The following is a 19450-nucleotide window of genomic DNA, read 5'->3' on the forward strand; positions in this document are numbered from 1 at the left end:
CATTAATCCAGTCGGTGCCAGCGATTCTTGCCCAGTGCCTTGGCACGGTACATGGCATCGTCGGCACGGGTCAGCAGGGCATCCGCGCTGCTGCCATCCTGTGGATAAAGTGCAATGCCGATTGAGGCGGACACCTGCAACTGCAGTTGGCCGCGCTTGACCGGACGGCTGAGGCATTCCAGCAGCTTTTCTGCCACCTGCTCTGACGCTTCCGTTGTGGTGACGGTTTCCAGCATTACTACAAACTCATCTCCACCAATGCGTGCGCAGGTGTCGGTACCGCGAAGCTGCTCGGTAATGCGGCCGGACAACACCGACAGCAGGTCATCACCGGCATCGTGTCCATGCAGGTCGTTGATCTGCTTGAAACCGTCAAGATCGATGAACATAAGCGCAAACTGATTGCCTTCGCGATGTGCGCGACGCAGGTTGCGTCCCAGGTGCTCGTTGAGCAGGCTGCGGTTGGGCAGTCCTGTCAGCGGGTCGTGCATCGCCAGAAATCGGATACGTTCGATGCGCTTGTGTCGCTCCATTGCGATCGCGGCCAAATGGGCCATGCGCTGCAGCAGCTGACGCTGAGTGTCGTCCGGCACCGCCGGGTTGTGTGGATAACAGGCGAACACCCCGATCACTTCATCATAGGCCGCTATGATCGGCTGGGCCCAGCAGGCAGCGATGCCGTAGCGTTGTGCCTGGTCACGCCAATGGTTCCAGTTGTTGTCCTGATGGATATCCGGGCAGATTGTGAGCCCACGGCTGAGGTACGCCTGTGCACAGGTGGTGCCTTCTGCCGTCAAGCCCAGTCCCTCACGGCGCTGCAGGAAATGTCCGGGCAGGTTCGGAGCGCTTTTGATATGCAGGCGTCGACCGCTTTCGTCAGGCAGGAGTATTGCCGCGCTGGCGCCCGGCACAAGGCTTTCAACAGTATTGCACAGCTGCAGCAAGACCTCTTCCAGCGAATCACCGGTGGCGATCAGCTCCAGCACACTGCGTTCCAGCCGTAATATGCGTTCGCTGGCGCGCAGGTGTTGCTCGCGTTTGACGGCATTGGTGATGTCGAGGCACTGCACCAGCGTCAGGTTACTGTGGCTGAGCGGTTTGATCAGGATCGATTGGTACAGAGGCGTCTGTTCACCCCCGGGTCCGCGTCGCCAAAGCGGAAGCAGTCGTTTGTGTAACTGATGTGACAGAATGCGGCCCATGCGCAGCCGGCATCCGCTTTCAATGGCGTCCAGTAAAGCGAGGGGCAGTTGTGCGGAAAACAGACTTTCAATGGTGTGACCAACAATCTGCTGTTCGGTCAAACCTGTGTGGCGGCTGAACCAGCGATTGCAAAAAATGATGCGGCACTCATCGTCCAGCAGCAAGACACCGCCATCGAGGCTGTGCAGCAGTTCGGTGCAGTCGAGATTTTCGAGGCTATCGGACAGGCAGGCACTCTGGAGTTCAGTCTGGTGCATATGCGATTCCTGCTTACAACAACTCAGCAAGGTAGCTGCGAAGGGCGGTAATAAACGTATCAGCCGAGCGCAGGTCAATAATGAAGGCTAAATAGCCGCGCAGTGCACTGTGTCGCAGACTGAAATCGATTTGAACCAGCATTACCAGCGTGTTTTCGTTGTCTGAGTCGTACAGGCTCAGGGTGCTGGGCAGGTCGGCTGCACTGACGCTGAACGCTTTGGGAATATCGGTCTGAACCTGCTGCTTCAACTGATTGGCCAACGTGGCCAGGCAATTGTTGAGCAGGATGTTGCCCAGCTCCGCCAGGGTCTCCTGTTCCAGCTCGGTGATCTCATTGGCACTGAGTTCTTCACCGATCATGGCGTTTACCAGCTCCAGGCTTCGGGCTTCCGGGAACAGCAGCGCGGCACGGCCATTGATAAAACCTTCAAAATCCTGCAACACACCGGCCAAAAATGAGGGCAAGTCCTTGCGGAAGGCCGCCTGAGCTTCGGGCACAGAGATGAACTCTACACGCGGGACCGACAACAGGACTTCGTCATTGACCAGCTGTGACAGGGCGTTAGCGGCACGGCCAACCCCCAGGTTCATCAGCTCTACAATCAGGTCGTGCTCATCGGCGCTGAACAGGTCCATTCACGCCTCCTGACAGACAAAGGCAGCGAGCTGCTCGGCGGTGGTGGGCTTGGGCAGGAACGCCATGCCCATGCCGCGGGCGCGCTGGGCCAGCGCGTCCTGTATGTTGGCGGTCACCAGCGCCATCCGCAATTGCGGAAAACGGGCATTGAGCGCCTCGGCCAGTTCGAGGCCATCACGACCGGGCATGTTGAAATCGATCAGGGCGATATCGGCGGCTTGACTCTGCAGCAGGGACTCGGCTGCATCAGCTGAATCAGCCTCCAGCAAATTCAGTTCCAGGCCCAGAGATTTCAGCTGACGGCTGAGACTGAGACGTGCAATACGACTGTCATCAACCAGCAGCAGGTTGATCGGTTTTGTTGTTGTCATGGTGTCAGCGTGTCGTTGCAGGAATAAAGCGAGAAGTTTAACAAGTGAAGCAATTTTAGTCAGCTGATTTACGGAATTACCCTTAAATCAGCTGACGTTGATACAGATATTAAAATGTATAGGAAACGGCAAGAGAGCCGAAATTATGGTTGCCCTGCTGAGTTTCAAACTGACGTGTGCGGTAGATGCGGGCGTAAGACAGCTTCCACTGTTGCCACGTGGCCGCAATGCCAAAGGCGACATCGCCGACCAGTGGTTCCTTGTCGACACTGTGACTGCTGCGCCAGGTGTTACCATCAAGAAAAATGTCCCGCAGTACCCAACGGCCGTCAACAGACACAAAGCCGTGAATGCCCCAGTGATGTCGAAAGCGAGGATCGCCCCGTCCCGGAACGCTGTTGTCGCCCCCCGGGCGCAGCGCCGAGGTGCCAAAGTCATGTGGCAGGTGCTTGCCGATACGATACTCAGCCCCGGTATTCAGATAGGTTGCGACGTTGCCGAGGCTGCCACCGGCATGCAGCAGGACTTCATGCTCCCAGCCTTTGCCCAGTGACTGACGCAGCCAACGGTTCTTGTGTTCATACACCAGCTGCAGCCCCGGTTCATTGCGCAACTGGTTATGCCAGCCGTTAAAATTGTCGATACCGCGAAGGTCGTGGATGAAGTCCTGTGACTCCTGTGCCAGTGCGGCAGGGCCAACCATACCAAGATTCACCTCAAAGGAGTTCATCTGTTTTCGGGTTTGGGTATGGTAGCCAAAGCCCATGTACAACCAGCCTGCATAGGGGCGGTCGGTCGGGTCGATGCTGGTACGCTCGCGATCCTCCGGCGTATACATTAGTTGCCCCAAGGTGAAGATCAGGCGGCGGCTCACGTCTTCGCCAAGACGAACAGGCTCGGGGTCAAGCGGTGCCAGCAGGCGGTTGGCATCACGCATCCAGCCGGGCAGGTCTGGGTCATCGATAAAGTTGTCGATTTCCGGAGATACAAACGATAGCCGCACACCGTTGGTGTATTGCTGGTCAGTATCGCTGAACAGGTCGTTTTCAAAATAGAAATTGGCTGTCCAGCTTTGATCCGGGTTGAGCGAGGGCGATTCCGCTGGCGGTTGTTCGGCTGCGGTTACCGCCGAAGCCAGGCAGCCGAGGCTCAGAAGACAGAGGACTTGTTTCACTTTCGACGCCACTGACCGTTACCATCCTGAATATACTCTCCGGCTGGGGTCATTTCCTGCAGGCGCTGGCCGGTACGCAGCTCCATTACGTCCAGTGAAACCCCAGCCTTGCTGGCTTTTTGTTGATACAGCGCGCGGCGTTTGTTGTTGATTTCATTCACCATCGCCTTTACATCGGCACTGGGGCTGGAGGTCACGATGCCGAGGTAGCCGGTGGCTCTTTCACCTACAACGCCGCTGGATTTGGCTTCGTCCAGTGACAGGGCAAAGGCGGGCATGCTCAGGCTTACAGCCAACAGGCCTGTGGTCAGAATTTTACTCAATGTGCGCAACATGGTTCGCCCCTCAGAAAAGTTCGCTGTTTTCATCCAGCATGGAGTCAATTTCCTTGTCGACCTTGACCAGAATCTCATGCTTGATCTTGACGTTGAGATTGATGGTGATCGGCTCGGACGGCGCGGCCACTTGCACGGTAGGGGTGCAGCCGGCTGCGACAAGCAGACCAAGCGCGCAGAGCGTGGCGGGCAGCAGTTGTCGGCTGGGCATAATAGGTTCCTTTTCTTGCTGGGCTGTATGCGGTCTGACACAGAATCGCATCAATGGTTTCCATTGAGCAGCAGCTTAGCTGAAAGCAGCCTTAACGGGAACGGGCTAGCGGCGGAAACGACGGTCGATGGAGTCGGTGACACGGCCTGTGAGCTGAAGCGTGCGTAACAGGTCAAGCAGGTTCTCCTCTATATTCAGGTTAAGATCGACCGGTCGGCCCTGCTGCCAGCCAGGATTGTGTCCCTTAAGCCGGGCTCTCATATCGGCATCACCGTTGGGCTGGTAGTCCAGCTTAAGGTCCAACAGTTCAAAGCGCAGGTCTGTCAGGGCTCCCAGTGCCAGTTGAATACCGGGGTTCTGTTGTCCCATCAGCGCGACTTCAGGAGAGGGTTGATAGCGGATCACGCCACCTTCTGCGCCGCTGAGCAGGTGGCCGTTTTGGATGCTGACCTTATTGCCGTTGATACGGATGGGCAGCTCTCCACCCAGCACACCGCTGCCATAAAGGCCCTCCTGGGGGTACAGCTCCAGAATCCGGCTCAGGTCAAAGGCCGAGACGGCCAGGCGAGTGTCGAGTTCAGGCTTGAGCGGATCAAACCCCAGCGCCGGTACTGCGATGATGCCATCCAAGGCTGACAGGCTGAAAGGGGTCAACTGCAGCCAGTATTGGCTGTTGCCATAGCCGGTCAGGATGTAGTCGAGGTCAGGGCCATGGACCCTAAGGCCCGTATCGGTATGGTCGATACTGAAGTTGCCGCGTGCGCTGAAACGTCCACTTGGCGCAAGCTCGATCTGGCTATCCAGATTCAGGCTGTGGATATGAGTGTTGTCCAGGCTGAGATTGACTCTGGTCAGTGCTGGCCGCAGCTCCAGTTGCCAATCACCTTTACTCAAACGGAGTTCACCCCCGGCCTGAAGTTGCCCCTGGTGAATATCAGGCCAAGTTGTCTGCTGAGGCAGTAAACGTTGTAATGCCGGTAACAGTGCAGCAAGTTGAACAGGTTGCAGGTTCAGGCTGGCTTGGCCATTGAGGTTGGCATCCAGTATCAGTTCGGTGTCCAGCTGCAACGGAGGTTCCTGTGTGCGCAGGCCGACCACACCATTTATTTGCATAAGGTGTGGCTGCAGTTGCAGGTCGGCACTCAAATTGATCGGCGGCAATTCTGGAATATCCGGCTGCTGGAGTACCAGCCGGGTAGAGGGTTTCAATTGCAGGCGAATTGAGCCATCAAGGAATTGCAGGCCGGCTTGCAGGTTCAGATTGCTGCCGGGCATGGAATTTTGGCCGGGCAACCTGAGCTGAGCGGCAATGTCGTGCCGACTGTCGAGATGCAGCATTGTTTGCGCGTCAGGTGTCAGCTGGACCGGCAATTCCAGCTGACTGTTAAGCTTCAGCACGCCACTGAGTCGGCGCACCTCTTGTGGCAGTGAAATCTGCAATGACTCAAGGGCAGGGAGCAGGTGCTGGAGATGAACCGTAGTATCGGCTTCAAAACGCCAGTTTTGTGCGTCAGGGGACAGCTGTAGTTGGCTCTGCAGTAATGGTTGCTGGGTGTTGCTCACACTCAGCTGCAGCTTATAGTCGGGATCAAAGTTGAGATCAAGATAACCAAGCGGTTGCTGATCCAGTTGGATCTGCATTCGGCTCTGCAGTAGCTGTGGCTCCAGATCCACATTGCCAAGCAGGGTCAGGGGTGGTTGCTCCGGCGCAGTGTAGTTTAGCTCCAGTTGGGCAATCACCAGTCGTCTCGAAGGGGCGTAACTGAACAGCTGCCGCGGATGAAAACGGGTCAGATCGATCGGGTCGGGTTGTAGTTGAAGTTGTTCAGCACGGCCTTTGAGCGAATGATCCGCAACGATATCGAGACGAGCCTGTTGCACGCGCAGCTCTGCCAGCTGTCCCTGCAACAGGTTGATCGGGTCGAAATGCAGCTCAACATGATCGGCGCTGAGTGTTACACGCCGGCCATCGCCGGTTTGACTGACACTTAGGTGATCAATATGAAGCTTTTCCCATGAGGGGTGGCGCATATTGAATGCGGGTGCAACGAAGCCCTGTTCAGTCAGCCAGCGCTCGATCAGATACTGGGCACTCCACGGCAGGGACAGCCACACAAGGCCTGCCAGCAACAGTGGCAGCAGAAACAGCAGGCCCAGCCACTTCTTCATGGCAGCTTGCGGACTACGTTAAGGCCGTCGCGCACGGTCAAAAACACGTTTTCCACCTCGGGATCGGCGGCGATGAAGCGGTTGGTTTCAACCAGAATGTCGTCAATCTCGGATTCGGGCTGTACCACCTTACCTGACCAAAGTACGTTGTCGAGGATAATCAGCCCACCGGGACGGGTCATCTGTTTAACGCGCTGATAGTAGTTGAGGTAGTTACGCTTGTCGGCATCGATGAAGGTGAAATCCAGCTCCAGATCCAGTGTTTCCAGCGTATCCAGCGCACGGCCGAAAATTACCTCGATCTTGTGACCGTGCTCGCTGCGATCGAAAAAGCCCTTGGCAAATTCGATAGCACGAGGGTTGGTTTCACAGCAGATCAGCTTTCCATCGGCTGGCATGCCTTCTGCGATTGATAGGGCGGAGTAGCCGGTGAACATGCCGATCTCCAGTGCCTGCCTTGGCTGTGCCAGGGCACTGAGCATTTTCAACGTGCGGCCTACCAGGCGGCCCGACAGTTTTTGCGGCCAGCCCATGCTGAGGTTGGTCTGGTCGATCAGCTCCTGCAGCAGTGGCGGCTCTGAGCGAGTGTTAACAAAGGCATAGTCTTCAATGGTTTCATCAACCAGAAAGTCGGGCATGGTGGTGTACCTGAATCACAAACGGCAAAGTGCAATTCTAGCATTACCCCGCAGCAATTTTCCCGGTCAGGGATATTGATACCGAAATGCGGCCTGATCTTTTACAATCTGCGCTGATTTGAAGGAGAGTTCTGATGTACGAAGCTTTGTATCTGTTTCTGGCGACGGGCCTGGTGTCCATGTCGGCGGCACTGAGTGCCGGAGCACTGAACAAGTTGCCGGAAGAGAAGCGCCCGGCGTTCATGCAGACCCGCAACGGTGCGGTGACCGTGGTGATGGCCGGCAACCTGGGAGCGCTGACACTGATCGGCGCGCTGGCTTATGGTATTCGGCATCTTGACTGGTGGATTCCCGTCAGTTGCCTGTTCATCACCTTTCCGGTGGTGCATCTGGTGCTGGTTCAACGCCTGCTGGGTGACCTCAAGGCGTTGTTGCTGATGCTGCCGCTGGTGTTGGCGTCCATTGTGGCCCTTTGGTACTTCTGGTAACGCCATGATTTCCGTTGTGGGGTATGGCTCGCTGCTGTCGGAGCAGTCCGCGCGCGAAACTGTTCCGAATCTAAGCAATTACCGTTTGGTGCGAGTGCCAGGCTATCGCCGCGTGTTTGATAAGGTAGGCATCGTGTTCATCAGTCGGCATGGTATGCCGCCGGACAGTTTGGAGCTGGCCTCATGCTCCACCGAAGCGGCAGACGGTATCGATATCATTGCCGCTCAGTTCGAGTGCAGCGAGTCTGACTTTTTGGAACTGTACGAACGCGAGCATCGTTATCGCTGGATCGAGGTGAAAACGTGTCATCTGGACACGGGTGAGCCTTCTCGAGGACGCATGTGCACAGGCTATTCGGATACGGATTACCGCCTCAACAAATGTGTCACTGAGGCGGAATATCAGCGCCGGGTCGGGCAGTATTACGCGGGTCCGCTCTGGCGACGCGATATTCTGCCCAACCCGCGCTATCTGGCTTTCTGTCTGCAGTCTGCGGCCACTCAGGGCGAGTCGGTGCTGCAGAATTTTCTTGATACCAGTTTCACCGCTGACGGACGCTCTGTGCGTCAATATCTGGCGGATAACCCCGGCCTGATTCCGGCCGAGGTGGTTGAGTACAGCTACCGCTGATCAGCTCAGCAGCGGTTCCAGCCAGCGTGCGATGCGCAGCAGGTCGTCATCGCTGTGCGGTTGCCCGATCAGTTGAATCCCCAGCGGCAGGTTGTCGGCATCCGTCAGCCCCGGCAGTGTTACCACCGGCAGCCCCATCGCCTGCCATGGGCGGCTCATATGGGGAGCGCCGGTGCGTTCGTGTCCTTCGGGCGCCACGCCCGGTGCGGCCGGTGCGAGCATGGCATCTACATCCGGGTAGCGTTGAGCCAGCGTGTCACGGATATCCGCCACTGCTTGCAGGGATGCCAGATAATCGGCGCGCGGGGTCGCCAGGCCCGTTGAAATCAGATCCTGCAGCGCCGGACTCAGAAGGTCAGGCTGGCCTGATTCAAGTGCCAGGTTGCGAGCCGCCTCATACGCCATTATCAGGCCATGATGCTGTACCAGCTCACCTAGCCAGTCACTGTTGTCGGGCTCTATTACGTCAACCCCTTGAGTGCGCAGAGTGGTAGCGGCCCGCTCGATGGCGTCTGCCATGTCCGGCTCGACCTCACCGGCGGCATCGCCCCGACACAGAAGGATGCGTTTGGGCTGCAGGGCGTCGGCTGTGGTCATCGGCTCTGGCTGGCGCAGCAGAATGGCGCGCAGCAGTTCGATATCTTCAACCTGGCGGCTGAACAGGCCGAGCGAGTCCAGTGATTGTCCCAGTGGCTGGATGCCACGCAGCGAAAACTCCCCGCGAGTACCCACATAACCCACCGTACCGCAGTAGGCGGCGGGCCGGATCACGGATGCAGCAGTCTGTGAGCCCAGTGCCGCTGGCACCATTCCATCGGCGACAGCCGCCGCCGAACCACTGGAAGAGCCGCCTGGCGTTCGTTTCAGATCGCGTGGGTTAGCGGTCTTGCCGGGCTTGAAATAGGCGAATTCGGTTGTGACCGTCTTGCCGATAATAATGCCGCCGGCCTGGCGCAGAAGTGCAACACAGCTGGCATCGTCAACCGGCTGGCGGCCCTTGTGGATGGGGGACCCCATCTCGGTCGGCATACTGGCGGTATCGATGATGTCCTTGATACCGATGGGCAGCCCTTTCAGCAGGCTGGCTTCATAAAACGACTGGTTGTTGCGGTAATTTTCCAGGCAGGTTTTGGCGTCAAGGCGGTGTTGCCAGGCACCGACCTCAGGCTCGCGGGCCTCGATTTGGGCAAGGCAGGCTTCCAGCAGTTCCAGTGCGGTACAGTGACCTTCCTCGATAAGGGTAAGGGCCTTTCGCAGGCTCATGGGGGTTGCCAACTTGTTACTGTTCATCTGCGCCACTCCACGGGGTCAATACGGCGGGGAAAGAGTCGGGGCATCAGTTTGGCGCCATACGGGGCAGGGGTAAAGCACCATTAATCAATCCGTTACAAATTGTTACAGGTTTTTACACCACATGTATCACGCATGGTTGCCTGTAAACGTAATCAGCATTACTCTTTTCGTCTGCTGCATGCGACTCCGACCAAAGTAGCAACATAACAATAATGAGTGTGCCCCGATGAGTCTCTACCAGAGTATTGAAAAAACTTTCTTCCACAGCCTGACCCGCAAAATCTGCGGCAATGTGCTTTTCCTTGTGTTCCCCAGCCTGATTTTGATCGGCCTTGGCTACTGGCTGCATTTATCCCTGCGGGATCTGCAGGTGGTGTTGGTCGATACACCCGCGGCAGAAGAACAGGTGGCGCAGCTGGCGCACACCACCGGTATGATCGCGGGTGCCATGTTGGTGTTCACCCTGGTGATAGCCGCTTTCGCGCTGTTTTTCATGCGTCATCTTTTTCTGCGACCGATTCACAGCATGACGCGGGTCCTGCGGGCGGTGAAAGACAAGGATGGCGACATCTCTGCAACCCTGCCGGTACAGACTCAGGATGAGATCGCACGCATGGCGGTAAGCTACAATGACTTCTCGGCCAGCCTGAAGCAGATGATTGCCGATACTCGTCAGCGCAGTGTGAGGGTGTCGCTCAGTGCCAGTCAGCTGCAAAAGGTGGTACTGGCGGCAAAGGGGTCGGCCGAAGAGCAGGTGTCGAAGGCGCAGGCCGTGTTTCAGGCCAGTCAGGAGTCCACCACGGCGATCGAGGGAATCGCTGCACACACTCAAAGCATTTCCGAGCGCAACAGCCACAACCTGGCTGAGGTGAAGGATTCCAGTGCAGAGCTCATGCGGGTCAGTGAGCAGGTAGCAACCATCGAAACTCAGGTAAAGGAGTTTCAACAGGTGGTGGGGCAGCTGGCGGAAAATTCCGCCAGTATCATCAGTATCCTTTCTCTGGTGCAAGGGTTCTCTGAGCAGACCAACCTGCTGGCGCTGAATGCGTCCATTGAAGCGGCGCGTGCCGGTGAAGCCGGGCGGGGGTTTGCCGTGGTCGCGGATGAAGTGCGTACGCTGTCCCAGAAAGTGAACACCGCCACCGGCGAAATCGACAGCAAGATCAACGCAATGGTGTCGCTGGTGGAAAGTACCCGCAGCGGGGCTGAAGTGATTATGCAGAACGTGTCGGATACAGATGGCTTCATTTCTCAGACCAGTCGTCGCTTCAGCACCATGGTGAGTGATTTTGAAGCACTGAACAGCCAGTTGGGCGAGATCAGTGCCGCCATTGAAGAGCTCTCCTACACCAACCGACACAGTCATGAACAGGTGTCCGATATAACCCGGTTGGCTGACAGCATTCGGCAGGAAATGGAAGTGTCGAGCCAGCACTCGCAGGAGCTGGATGGTGCAACCGAAGAGATGCAGGAGCTGCTGTCGCGCTTCACGATCGGTTATGGCGGTTTTGAGCAGATCATCACCACAACCCGGGAATGGGCGCGTATGGTGGAGGCCGAGCTGGAGAACCTGGCGGATCAGGGGCTGGACCTGTTCGATACCAATTATGTTCGTACCAACAAGGACCAGTTGCCGGAGAAGTATGATACTCGCTACACGGATGCCTACGAAGCCAGGCTACGGCCACTGTTTGACCGCTGTATTACCGAAAACGACGCTTTCCTGGTGGCTGCTGGATTTGATTTGAATGGTTACTGTCCGGCGAACAATACGCGCGTATCCAAGCCGCTTACGGGTGATTTTGAAGTGGATAACGCTCAAAGTCGTCACCGCCGCATTTTTGCCGGAACGCGCGCCGAAATCCGCCGTGCTTCCCACGACTCCCCGTTCCTGCTTCAGACCTTCATCCGTGATACCGGCGAAATTCTTAACTCCTTGTCGGTTCCCCTGTTCGTAAATGGGCGTCGCTGGGGCAGCTTCTGCGTTGCCTTTACACCTGATCACCTGCTCAACGCGACCCGCGACTGACGCTCACAGGGTCATCTGAAGGCGGCATACCGACATCGGGTTGCCGCTTTTTTTTCGTCAAAATCCCAAAACTTAAGGCCATAAAAATCAAAATCAAATATTGATTATTTCGCGTTTCGTCAAAATAAAGTTTTGAATAATCATATGTTATTCAAAATTAAATATTGATGATGGTATCATGAAAATAAATTGATTTTATTTTAACCAGCGGCAACTCTATTCACCCTTGGGCAAAGCAGGTTGCTGAAAAATAACGAAAAAACGCTAAACAACGGCAAAAACTTGCCGATATAAAATAACGTGCTGGTTGTTGATTTTTTGACCATGTACCGGCGATACTTACTCGCAGCTTAATTCGGTAGCTGTTTGAAGAACTGGCCCGGATTTTGCGTGTAATATGGCAACAGAGATGAAATCAGGGTTATTCCCTTCCGCCTGTCCAGCTGGGTTCAGAGCACACAATATGGTGACTGCACATAACATGATCGTTGCACTCGATATCGGCACCTCAAAGGTGGTGTGTCTGGTGGGCGAGTTGACCCCTCAGGGCACCATCGAAATTATCGGTGTTGGTGCTCAGCCTTCGCGAGGGTTGAAACGCGGTGTCGTGGTTAACATCGAATCGACGGTCAGTTCGATCCAGCGCGCGGTTGAAGAGGCAGAACTGATGGCTGGCTGTAAGGTTCACGGCGTGACCGTGGGCATTGCCGGCAGCCATATTAATAGCCTGAACTCTCATGGCATCGTTGCCGTGCGCGATCGTGAAGTATCCGACTACGATCTTGATCGAGTAATTGATGCGGCACGTGCCGTGGCCATTCCGGCAGACCAGAAAATCATCCATATTCTGCCGCAGGAATACCTGATCGATAATCAGGAAGGGATCAAGGAGCCGCTGGGAATGTCTGGCGTCCGACTTGAAGCCAAGGTTCATCTGATTACCGGCGCAATTAACGCGATTCAGAACGTCGAAAAATGTGTCCGCCGCTGCGGTCTTGAAGTGGATGCGGTGGTGCTGCAGCAGCTGGCATCCAGTTACTCCGTACTGACGGATGACGAAAAGGATCTGGGTGTCTGTATTGTTGATATTGGCGGTGGCACCACTGACATTGCCGTATTTACCGGCGGGGCCATCCGTCATACAGCCGTCATTCCAATTGCCGGTGACCAGGTCACCAGCGATATTGCCATGGCGCTGCGCACCCCGACTCAGCATGCCGAGCAGATCAAGATAAAATACGCCTGTGCACTGGCTCAGCTGGCCAGGTCAGACGAGATGATCAAGGTGCCCAGCGTCGGCGACCGCGCACCACGCGATCTGTCACGTCAGGCGCTGGCTGAGGTGGTTGAGCCGCGTTATGAAGAGTTGTTCGCGCTGGTGCAGTCGGAGTTGCGCCGCAGCGGATTTGAGGATTTGGTGGCAGCCGGGATTGTGTTGACCGGCGGAACGGCCAAGATGGAAGGTGCCGTAGAGTTGGCGGAAGAGATTTTTCATATGCCGGTACGGCTGGCTAAACCGCAGGGTATCCGCGGTTTGGAAGCTCAATTGAGCAACCCCATTTATGCCACTGTTATCGGCTTGCTGCACTACGCACGCCAGGATCACGGACCGGTCAGCCCGGTGCCGGAAATTGAAGAATATGAAGACAGCCTGCGGCCACAGTGCAGCGCTGAAGGCAGCCTGATCTCGCGTATGAAGAACTGGCTGCAGGGCAATTTTTAAGTTTGGGCAAACAGCGGTACCCGACGACAGAACGGGGCTGTATCTGGAGGGGATAAATATGTTTGAGCTGGTGGATAGTGTACCTCAGAGTGCGGTAATCAAGGTGGTCGGTGTTGGTGGCGGCGGCGGTAATGCCGTCAACCACATGGTGACCACCGAGCTGGAAGGTGTGGATTTCATCTGTGCCAATACCGATGCGCAGGCACTGAACAGCATGGCGGCCAAAACGGCACTGCATATCGGTGGCGAACTGACCAAGGGGCTGGGCGCCGGTGCCAACCCTGAGGTGGGCCGTCAGGCTGCACTGGAAGACCGTGAGCGTATCGCGGCAACCCTGTCCGGTGCTGATATGGTCTTCATTACGGCTGGCATGGGTGGCGGTACCGGTACCGGTGCCGCTCCGATTGTGGCAGAAGTGGCTCGTGAAATGGGCATTCTGACCGTGGCGGTCGTGACCAAGCCATTTCCGTTTGAAGGTCGTCGTCGCAAGAAGATAGCCGAAGAGGGGATCCGTGAACTGCAGGAACATGTTGATTCACTGATCATCATCCCGAATGAAAAACTGCTGCCGGTACTGGGCAAGAACTGTACTCTGGTCAGTGCCTTCGGTACGGCCAATGATGTGCTCAAGGGCGCAGTGCAGGGGATCGCGGATCTGATCATCCGCCCAGGCATGATCAACGTGGACTTTGCAGACGTGCGTACCGTTATGTCTGAAATGGGCATGGCGATGATGGGTACCGGTGTCGCCCGCGGTGAAAATCGTGCTCGTGAAGCGGCCGAAGCGGCAATTAATAGCCCGCTGCTGGAAGATATCGACCTGAAAGGCGCCAGCGGTATTCTGGTTAACATTACCGCCGGCCTGGATCTTAGCCTGGGCGAATTCTCCGAGGTCGGTGATCTGGTCGAAGAGTATGCCTCTGAAAATGCCACTATTGTGGTAGGAACCGTCATCGATCCTGAGCTGTCTGACGAGCTCAAGGTGACTGTTGTCGCCACGGGTCTGGAACGTGCTCAGGCTGCTGAGTCTCGTGTCGTGAACGGCGATACCAGCGCTCCGCGTGCTCAGTCTCCCCGTACGGTAAAGACGGCTGACTTTAACCAGCTGGAGCTGCCGACAGTATTGCGCAACCGCCAGAGTGAAGAGAAAGCGCGTCCGGTGCAGAATGAGCTGGCTGAAACGCAGATGGATTCAGTGCCGATGAAAAAGACCGGCACTGACGATATGGATTTCCTGGATATCCCGGCGTTTCTGCGCCGTCAGGCTGATTGATTAAGTGATCACCCCCGGGCAGTGCTCGGGTTCCCTCCTGAATTCCCGCCCGGCCTCAAGGCCCGGCGGGTTTTTTGTTAGCTGTCTGGCAGGGATAAAGCTCAGTGCTCTCGCGCAAGACTGCGCCTGAACAGCCCCAGTGTCAGCAGGAAAAACACCAGCCCTATACCGGCGGTAGCCAGGAAAGAGGGCCAGACCACGGCAAGGCCGGCGCCTCGGTAGAGAATCGCCTGGGCAAAGCTGACAAAGTGCGTGGTGGGCGCCAGCAGCATCAACTGCTGGACCGTTTCGGGCATGCTTTCGCGGGGGGTAATGCCGCCACTGAGCAGCTGCAGGGGCAGAATGGTCAGAATCAGCAGCAGGCCGAACTGAGGCATTGAGCGAGCCAAAGTACCAAGGAAAATTCCAATACTGCCAGCGGCAAATAGATGGATGGCGGCTCCGGCCAGGAACAGGGGGATCGAGCCGCTGACCGGGACGCCCAGCGCCCATTGCACCACCAGATACAGCGACAGGCTGGCGGCCAGGAGGACGACGCAGGCGTTAGCGGTCAACTTGGCCAGCATGATCTCGGCGGGGGTAAGCGGCATCACCATCAGGTGCTCGAGGGTGCCGTGTTCACGTTCACGAATCAGAGCGGCTCCGGTCAGGATGATCGACAGCAGCGTAATGTTGTTGATGATCTCCATGACGCTGCCGAACCAGCTGCTTTCAAGATTGGGGTTGAACCAGACACGGGTTTCCAGGCGAATCGGCAGTTCGCTGTTGTCCGGGCGGTCGTTGAGTGTCTGCAGCAGTTCCTGCTGAACGATCTGCTGTATGTAACGGCTGCCGAGAAAAGCCTGGGTCATTCGGGTGGCATCTATGATCAGCTGCAGCTCGGGCTGCTGGCCTGCCCGCAGGTCCGCTTCAAAACGATGGGGAATAAACAGTACGAAGGTGTAGTTGCCCCGGTCCAGCGCGAGATCCACCTGCTGCTCTTCAAGCAGGTCTGGCGCCTTGAACCAGGGAGGGGTAAACAGTGTCTGCAGTCGTGTCGACAGTGGCGATCGATCCTGGTCGACGATGGCAATGGGGGCGTTATGGACCGCCACCGAACTGCTTTTGGCCATCGCGTAAATGCCGCCGCTGAAGGCCCAGATAATCAGCAACAGTAACACCCGGTCATGCCAGAGGCTGCGCAGTTCCTTGATGCCCAGCTGGGCGATATTGGATACCTTCATGTCAGCGCTCCTGCTGCCTGAGCAGGACCAAACTCAACAGCGTCAATACCGGGATGAAGGCGGCCAGCATCAGCAGGTGTGGCCAGAGTTCGGCCAGCCCCAGTGATTTGGTGAAAATACCGCGGCTGATGGTCAGGAACCAGGTAGTTGGATAACCGTTGCCGACCAGGGCAGCGACCCCCTCCAATGATGTGACGGGCTGGGTCAGTCCGGAGAAGTTGATCGCCGGCAGCAGCGTTATGATGGCGGTGCCGGCCAGTGCTGCTACCTGTGTTTTGGTGAAGGCCGAAATGCACAGTCCCAGTCCCGTGGTTGCTGTCACATAGAGCAGTGTCGCCAGTGTTAGCAGCAGAAAGCTGCCTTTTAGCGGTACCTGGAACAGGATGACCGAAATCAGTACAAGACCGATAAAACTGATCATGCTAAGCAGGATATAGGGCAACTGCTTGCCAAGCAGGAACTCCAGCCGTGTTACCGGAGAGGCGTAGAGGTTGGTGATCGAGCCCAGCTCTTTCTCGCGCACGACGCCCAGTGCCATCAGGATCGATGGGATGAAGATCAGTAGAATCGGAATCATCGCCGGAACCATGGCGTTGAGGCTGCGAAAGTCCTGATTGTAGCGGTAGCGGGCCTGGAATCCGGCCGGTTGCAGCGCCGAAATATCCACCCGCAGCTGGGTGGCCAGCTGTATCAGGTATTGCAGGTGCATCCCCTGCAGATAGCCGTGAATGGTCTCGCCGCGGAAGGGCATGGCGCCGTCGATCCATACACCGGCCTCTGGAGATTGTCCCAGCTTCAGCGCACGGCCATATCCGGCCGGAAGAATCAGTGCGACGGCGAGTTTGCCGCTGCGCATGCGTTGTTCCAGTTCGGCTTCCGAAACGGCATCCGCTTGCCGGTTGAAGTAGCGTGAGCCGGCAATGTTGTCGATGTAGGCCCGGCTTTCCGGGGTACGGTCATGATCCAGCACGGCAAATGTCAGGTCTTCCACATCGAACGATAGCCCGTAGCCGAGCACCAGCATCAGAATTACCGAACCTAGCAGTGCGAAAGCCGTGCGTATGGGGTCGCGAAGGATCTCCAGCGTTTCGCGGCGAGAGTAGGCCAGCAGGCGGCGCGGGCTGAACAGACGGTTGGGGGCTGTGGTTGCCGGTTCGGGCCGGGTATCGGCTTCCGGCTTTGTGTCCGGTGGTGTGTCAGTATCCTGTGTCTCAGCCTGAAGGTAATCGATGAACGCTTCTTCCAGCGTCTCCCTACCCTGTCGTCGGATCAGTGCGTCGGGTGTGTCGCAGGCGAGGACCTGACCGGCATGCATCAACGAGATGCGGTCACAGCGGGCGCCCTCGTTCATAAAGTGGGTTGAGATAAAGATGGTGACCCCTTGCTCGCGAGACAGGCGAACCAGTTCGCGCCAGAAGTCGTCACGTGCCCGTGGATCAACGCCGGAGGTGGGTTCGTCCAGTATCAGGATGTCGGGTTCGTGAATGATCGCCACTGCCAGAGAAAGGCGCTGACGGATACCAAGTGGCAGAGCGGTGGCCAGCTGGTCGCGATACTCGGTCAGGCTAAACTGATCCAGCAGCTGGGCGACGCGGGATTCCCTGTGCGCCGGCGGCAGGTGAAACAGGCGCGCATGCAGCAGCAGGTTCTGGATCACGCTCAGCTCTTCATACAGGGAGAACGCCTGCGACATGAAGCCGACGCGGGCGCGGGTCGCCAGATCGCGAGCATTCAAGGGCTGCCCAAACAGTAGCGCCTCGCCTTCACTGGGTTCGAGCAGGCCGGTCAGCATCTTCATGGTCGTGGTTTTGCCGCAGCCGTTTGAGCCGAGGAAGCCGAAGATCTCGCCGCGCCGGATTTTGAAGCTGACATTGTCGACGGCGGTGAAACGGCCGAAACGGCGAGTCAGCCCCTTGGCTTCGATGGCGATGCTCTGGTCATTCAGTTCAAGGGGCGGAATCTGCAAGGGCTGGTGGGTCTTCCCTTCGGACTCGGGGAGCAGGCGGACAAAGGCGGTATCCAGTTCCAGAGCGCCCGTGCGGGCAAGCAGCTGCTGCGGGCTGCCGGTCGCCAGCACTTGGCCGGCGTTCATCGCTACCAGCCAGTCGAACCCCATGGCCTCGTCCATATAGGCGGTGGCGACCAGTACACTCATGCCGGGCCGCTGACGGCGGATGCGCTCGATCAGTTGCCAGAACTGGCGGCGGGACAGCGGGTCCACCCCGGTGGTCGGTTCATCCAGAATCAGCAGGTCGGGGTCATGGATCAGTGCACAGCAGAGCCCCAGTTTCTGCTTCATGCCGCCGGACAGCTTGCCTGCCGGTCGATCGCGAAAGGGAGCCAGGCCGGTGCTGTGCAACAGGTCGTCAATGCGTGCCGCGCGAACGCGTCGGTCCTGATCAAACAGGCGGGCGAAAAAGTCGATGTTCTCCGCCACCGTCAGGGTCATGTAAAGGTTGCGCCCCAGCCCCTGGGGCATGTAGGCGATACGAGGGCACACCTGGCGGCGAAAGCTCGGCTGGCTAAGGTCGCCCTCGAACAGGCGGATAGTGCCCGTCTGGATCTTGCGCACACCGGCCAGCAGGCTCAGAAGGGTGGACTTGCCGACACCGTCCGGCCCGATCAGGCCGATCATGCAGCCGGCAGGCAGTGCCAGGGTGGTGGGTTCCAGCGCGGTCACGTCGCCATAGCGGTGGCCGACACTAACCAGGTGGGCCACAGTGTCCGACATGGTCATCTCCTCAAAGTGCGTCGGCAGTGGTCAGGCCGGTAGGCGGTGTCAGCCATTCCGGCCAGTGGACCTGAGGATCCAGGCGCAGATAGCTGATGCCAGGCAGGCCAGTCTTGACCTTGTCGCGGTGCTGTTCCAGTACGGCAGGATCGATACTGACCTTGACGCGAAACATCAGCTTGTCGCGCTCGCTGCGGGTTTCCACCTCTTTAGGGGTGAACTGGGATTGCGGCGAGATGAAGGTGATGCGGGCCGGGATGGCAACCTCCGGCAGGGCATCAACCAGAATGCGCGCCTCGTCACCCAGGTTCAGGCGACCGATTTCGGCGGTCGGCAGATAGACCGGCATATAAACCTGACCGATATCAAGCAGGGTTATCACCTTGCCCCCGGCGGCCAGTACTTCGCCCGGTTCATTCAGTCGGTAGAGTACTCGTCCTGCGACCGGCGCGGTTAGCAGGGTGTCATCCAGCAGGCTGCGAATCTGATCCGCGTTCGCCTCGGCGGCCGTGATTTGGTCCAGTGCCAACTGAGCTTGGCGCTGCGCCGCGAGCAGTGCAGCCGCTGCGCTTTGGCTGGCGTTGAGTGCTTGGTCCATTTTGTCCTGGGAAGCCAGTTTCTTATCGACCATGCTACGCACTCGGGCCAGCTCCTTTTGAACGAGTGTATGACCACTCTCGCGTTGCTGAACAACAGCAAGGGTGTACAGGTGCTGCTGCTCGGCTTGGCGTACTGCGGATTCGGCGGCCGCCAGCTGGGCCTCCAGCTGACGGCTATCCAGTCGCGCCAGGGGTTGTCCCTGTTTGACCAGGTCCCCTTCATGCACCATAACTTCAACGATCCGGCCGGCCACCTTGGTTGCAATATCGATCTCCGCTGCTTCGATACGACCGTTGGCGGCGGTTAGTCCCGGCGGCAATGCGTGTTCGTCACTCAGTGGGTTGAACAGGTAGATGCCGGCGGTGGCCAGCAGGGCGAGTATGACAACAGAAGGAAGCAGGTGGCGCACGTTTAACTCCTTGTAGCCGGGTACCTGTTGTGTTCAGTGTACTGCGCCGGCCCG

Annotated in this window: 17 protein-coding genes; 5 read left to right on the forward strand and 12 right to left on the reverse strand. The window is 57.5% G+C overall.

What is annotated here, in order from left to right:
* Positions 1-2: 2 nt before the first annotated feature.
* The 8 genes from BLV48_RS06550 to BLV48_RS06585 form a co-directional block, all read right to left on the reverse strand.
* Entirely contained in the window at positions 3-1460 is a 1458-nt protein-coding gene (locus BLV48_RS06550; protein WP_091824863.1) for a diguanylate cyclase domain-containing protein, read from the reverse strand.
* 13 nt (positions 1461-1473) lie between these two features.
* Positions 1474-2097 carry a chemotaxis protein CheC gene (locus BLV48_RS06555; protein ID WP_091824866.1) on the reverse strand — a complete coding sequence of 208 codons (624 nt, stop codon included), beginning with the start codon at positions 2095-2097 and terminating at the stop codon, positions 1474-1476.
* The gene (locus BLV48_RS06560; RefSeq protein ID WP_091824869.1) at positions 2098-2469 is read right to left on the reverse strand and encodes a response regulator; all 372 of its coding nucleotides are present in this window, start codon (positions 2467-2469) and stop codon (positions 2098-2100) included.
* 109 nt (positions 2470-2578) lie between these two features.
* On the reverse strand, positions 2579-3643 hold the full coding sequence (locus BLV48_RS06565) for a lipid A deacylase LpxR family protein (RefSeq protein WP_254774983.1): 1065 nt from the start codon (positions 3641-3643) through the stop codon (positions 2579-2581).
* Positions 3640-3978 (reverse strand): YdbL family probable chaperone protein, encoded by a 339-nt coding sequence (locus tag BLV48_RS06570; protein ID WP_091824871.1) that lies wholly within the window; start codon positions 3976-3978, stop codon positions 3640-3642. The genes BLV48_RS06565 and BLV48_RS06570 overlap by 4 nt, the downstream gene beginning before the upstream one ends.
* Before the next feature lie 10 nt (positions 3979-3988).
* A complete protein-coding gene (locus tag BLV48_RS06575) occupies positions 3989-4189 on the reverse strand; it encodes a YnbE family lipoprotein (protein WP_091824873.1) in 201 nt (66 codons plus the stop codon).
* A 105-nt stretch (positions 4190-4294) separates the two neighbouring features.
* Positions 4295-6358 (reverse strand): intermembrane phospholipid transport protein YdbH family protein, encoded by a 2064-nt coding sequence (locus BLV48_RS06580; RefSeq protein ID WP_091824876.1) that lies wholly within the window; start codon positions 6356-6358, stop codon positions 4295-4297.
* On the reverse strand, positions 6355-6996 hold the full coding sequence (locus tag BLV48_RS06585) for an O-methyltransferase (RefSeq protein WP_091824879.1): 642 nt from the start codon (positions 6994-6996) through the stop codon (positions 6355-6357). The genes BLV48_RS06580 and BLV48_RS06585 overlap by 4 nt, the downstream gene beginning before the upstream one ends.
* Before the next feature lie 134 nt (positions 6997-7130).
* Between BLV48_RS06585 and BLV48_RS06590 the strand changes: the two genes are divergently transcribed.
* Both BLV48_RS06590 and BLV48_RS06595 read left to right on the forward strand, forming a co-directional pair.
* Entirely contained in the window at positions 7131-7484 is a 354-nt protein-coding gene (locus BLV48_RS06590) for a hypothetical protein (RefSeq protein WP_091824882.1), read from the forward strand.
* A 4-nt stretch (positions 7485-7488) separates the two neighbouring features.
* The gene (locus tag BLV48_RS06595) at positions 7489-8115 is read left to right on the forward strand and encodes a gamma-glutamylcyclotransferase (RefSeq protein WP_091824885.1); all 627 of its coding nucleotides are present in this window, start codon (positions 7489-7491) and stop codon (positions 8113-8115) included.
* Here the strand turns inward: BLV48_RS06595 and BLV48_RS06600 are convergent, their stop codons facing one another.
* Complete coding sequence (locus BLV48_RS06600) at positions 8116-9405, reverse strand: amidase (RefSeq protein WP_091824888.1); 1290 nt, start codon at positions 9403-9405, stop codon at positions 8116-8118.
* Positions 9406-9634: 229 nt separating this feature from the next.
* On the opposite strand from BLV48_RS06600, the gene BLV48_RS19455 reads away from it, so the two are divergent.
* The 3 genes from BLV48_RS19455 (at position 9635) to ftsZ (ending at position 14433) form a co-directional block, all read left to right on the forward strand.
* Positions 9635-11437, forward strand: a complete 1803-nt coding sequence (locus BLV48_RS19455) for a methyl-accepting chemotaxis protein (RefSeq protein ID WP_091824891.1) — start codon at positions 9635-9637, stop codon at positions 11435-11437.
* 463 nt (positions 11438-11900) lie between these two features.
* On the forward strand, positions 11901-13160 hold the full coding sequence (ftsA, locus tag BLV48_RS06610) for a cell division protein FtsA (protein WP_091824894.1): 1260 nt from the start codon (positions 11901-11903) through the stop codon (positions 13158-13160).
* A 58-nt stretch (positions 13161-13218) separates the two neighbouring features.
* The gene (ftsZ, locus tag BLV48_RS06615; protein WP_091824897.1) at positions 13219-14433 is read left to right on the forward strand and encodes a cell division protein FtsZ; all 1215 of its coding nucleotides are present in this window, start codon (positions 13219-13221) and stop codon (positions 14431-14433) included.
* 101 nt (positions 14434-14534) lie between these two features.
* Here ftsZ and BLV48_RS06620 read toward each other — a convergent pair whose 3' ends face one another.
* The 3 genes from BLV48_RS06620 to BLV48_RS06630 are packed head-to-tail and all read right to left on the reverse strand — an operon-like array spanning position 14535 to position 19396.
* A complete protein-coding gene (locus BLV48_RS06620) occupies positions 14535-15656 on the reverse strand; it encodes an ABC transporter permease (RefSeq protein ID WP_091824899.1) in 1122 nt (373 codons plus the stop codon).
* 1 nt (position 15657) lies between these two features.
* Entirely contained in the window at positions 15658-18387 is a 2730-nt protein-coding gene (rbbA, locus tag BLV48_RS06625; RefSeq protein ID WP_091824902.1) for a ribosome-associated ATPase/putative transporter RbbA, read from the reverse strand.
* 10 nt (positions 18388-18397) lie between these two features.
* Positions 18398-19396, reverse strand: a complete 999-nt coding sequence (locus BLV48_RS06630; RefSeq protein ID WP_091824905.1) for an HlyD family secretion protein — start codon at positions 19394-19396, stop codon at positions 18398-18400.
* Positions 19397-19450 lie beyond the last annotated feature (54 nt).

It is taken from the genome of Marinobacterium iners DSM 11526 (assembly GCF_900107855.1).
Classification (GTDB): domain Bacteria; phylum Pseudomonadota; class Gammaproteobacteria; order Pseudomonadales; family Balneatricaceae; genus Marinobacterium; species Marinobacterium iners.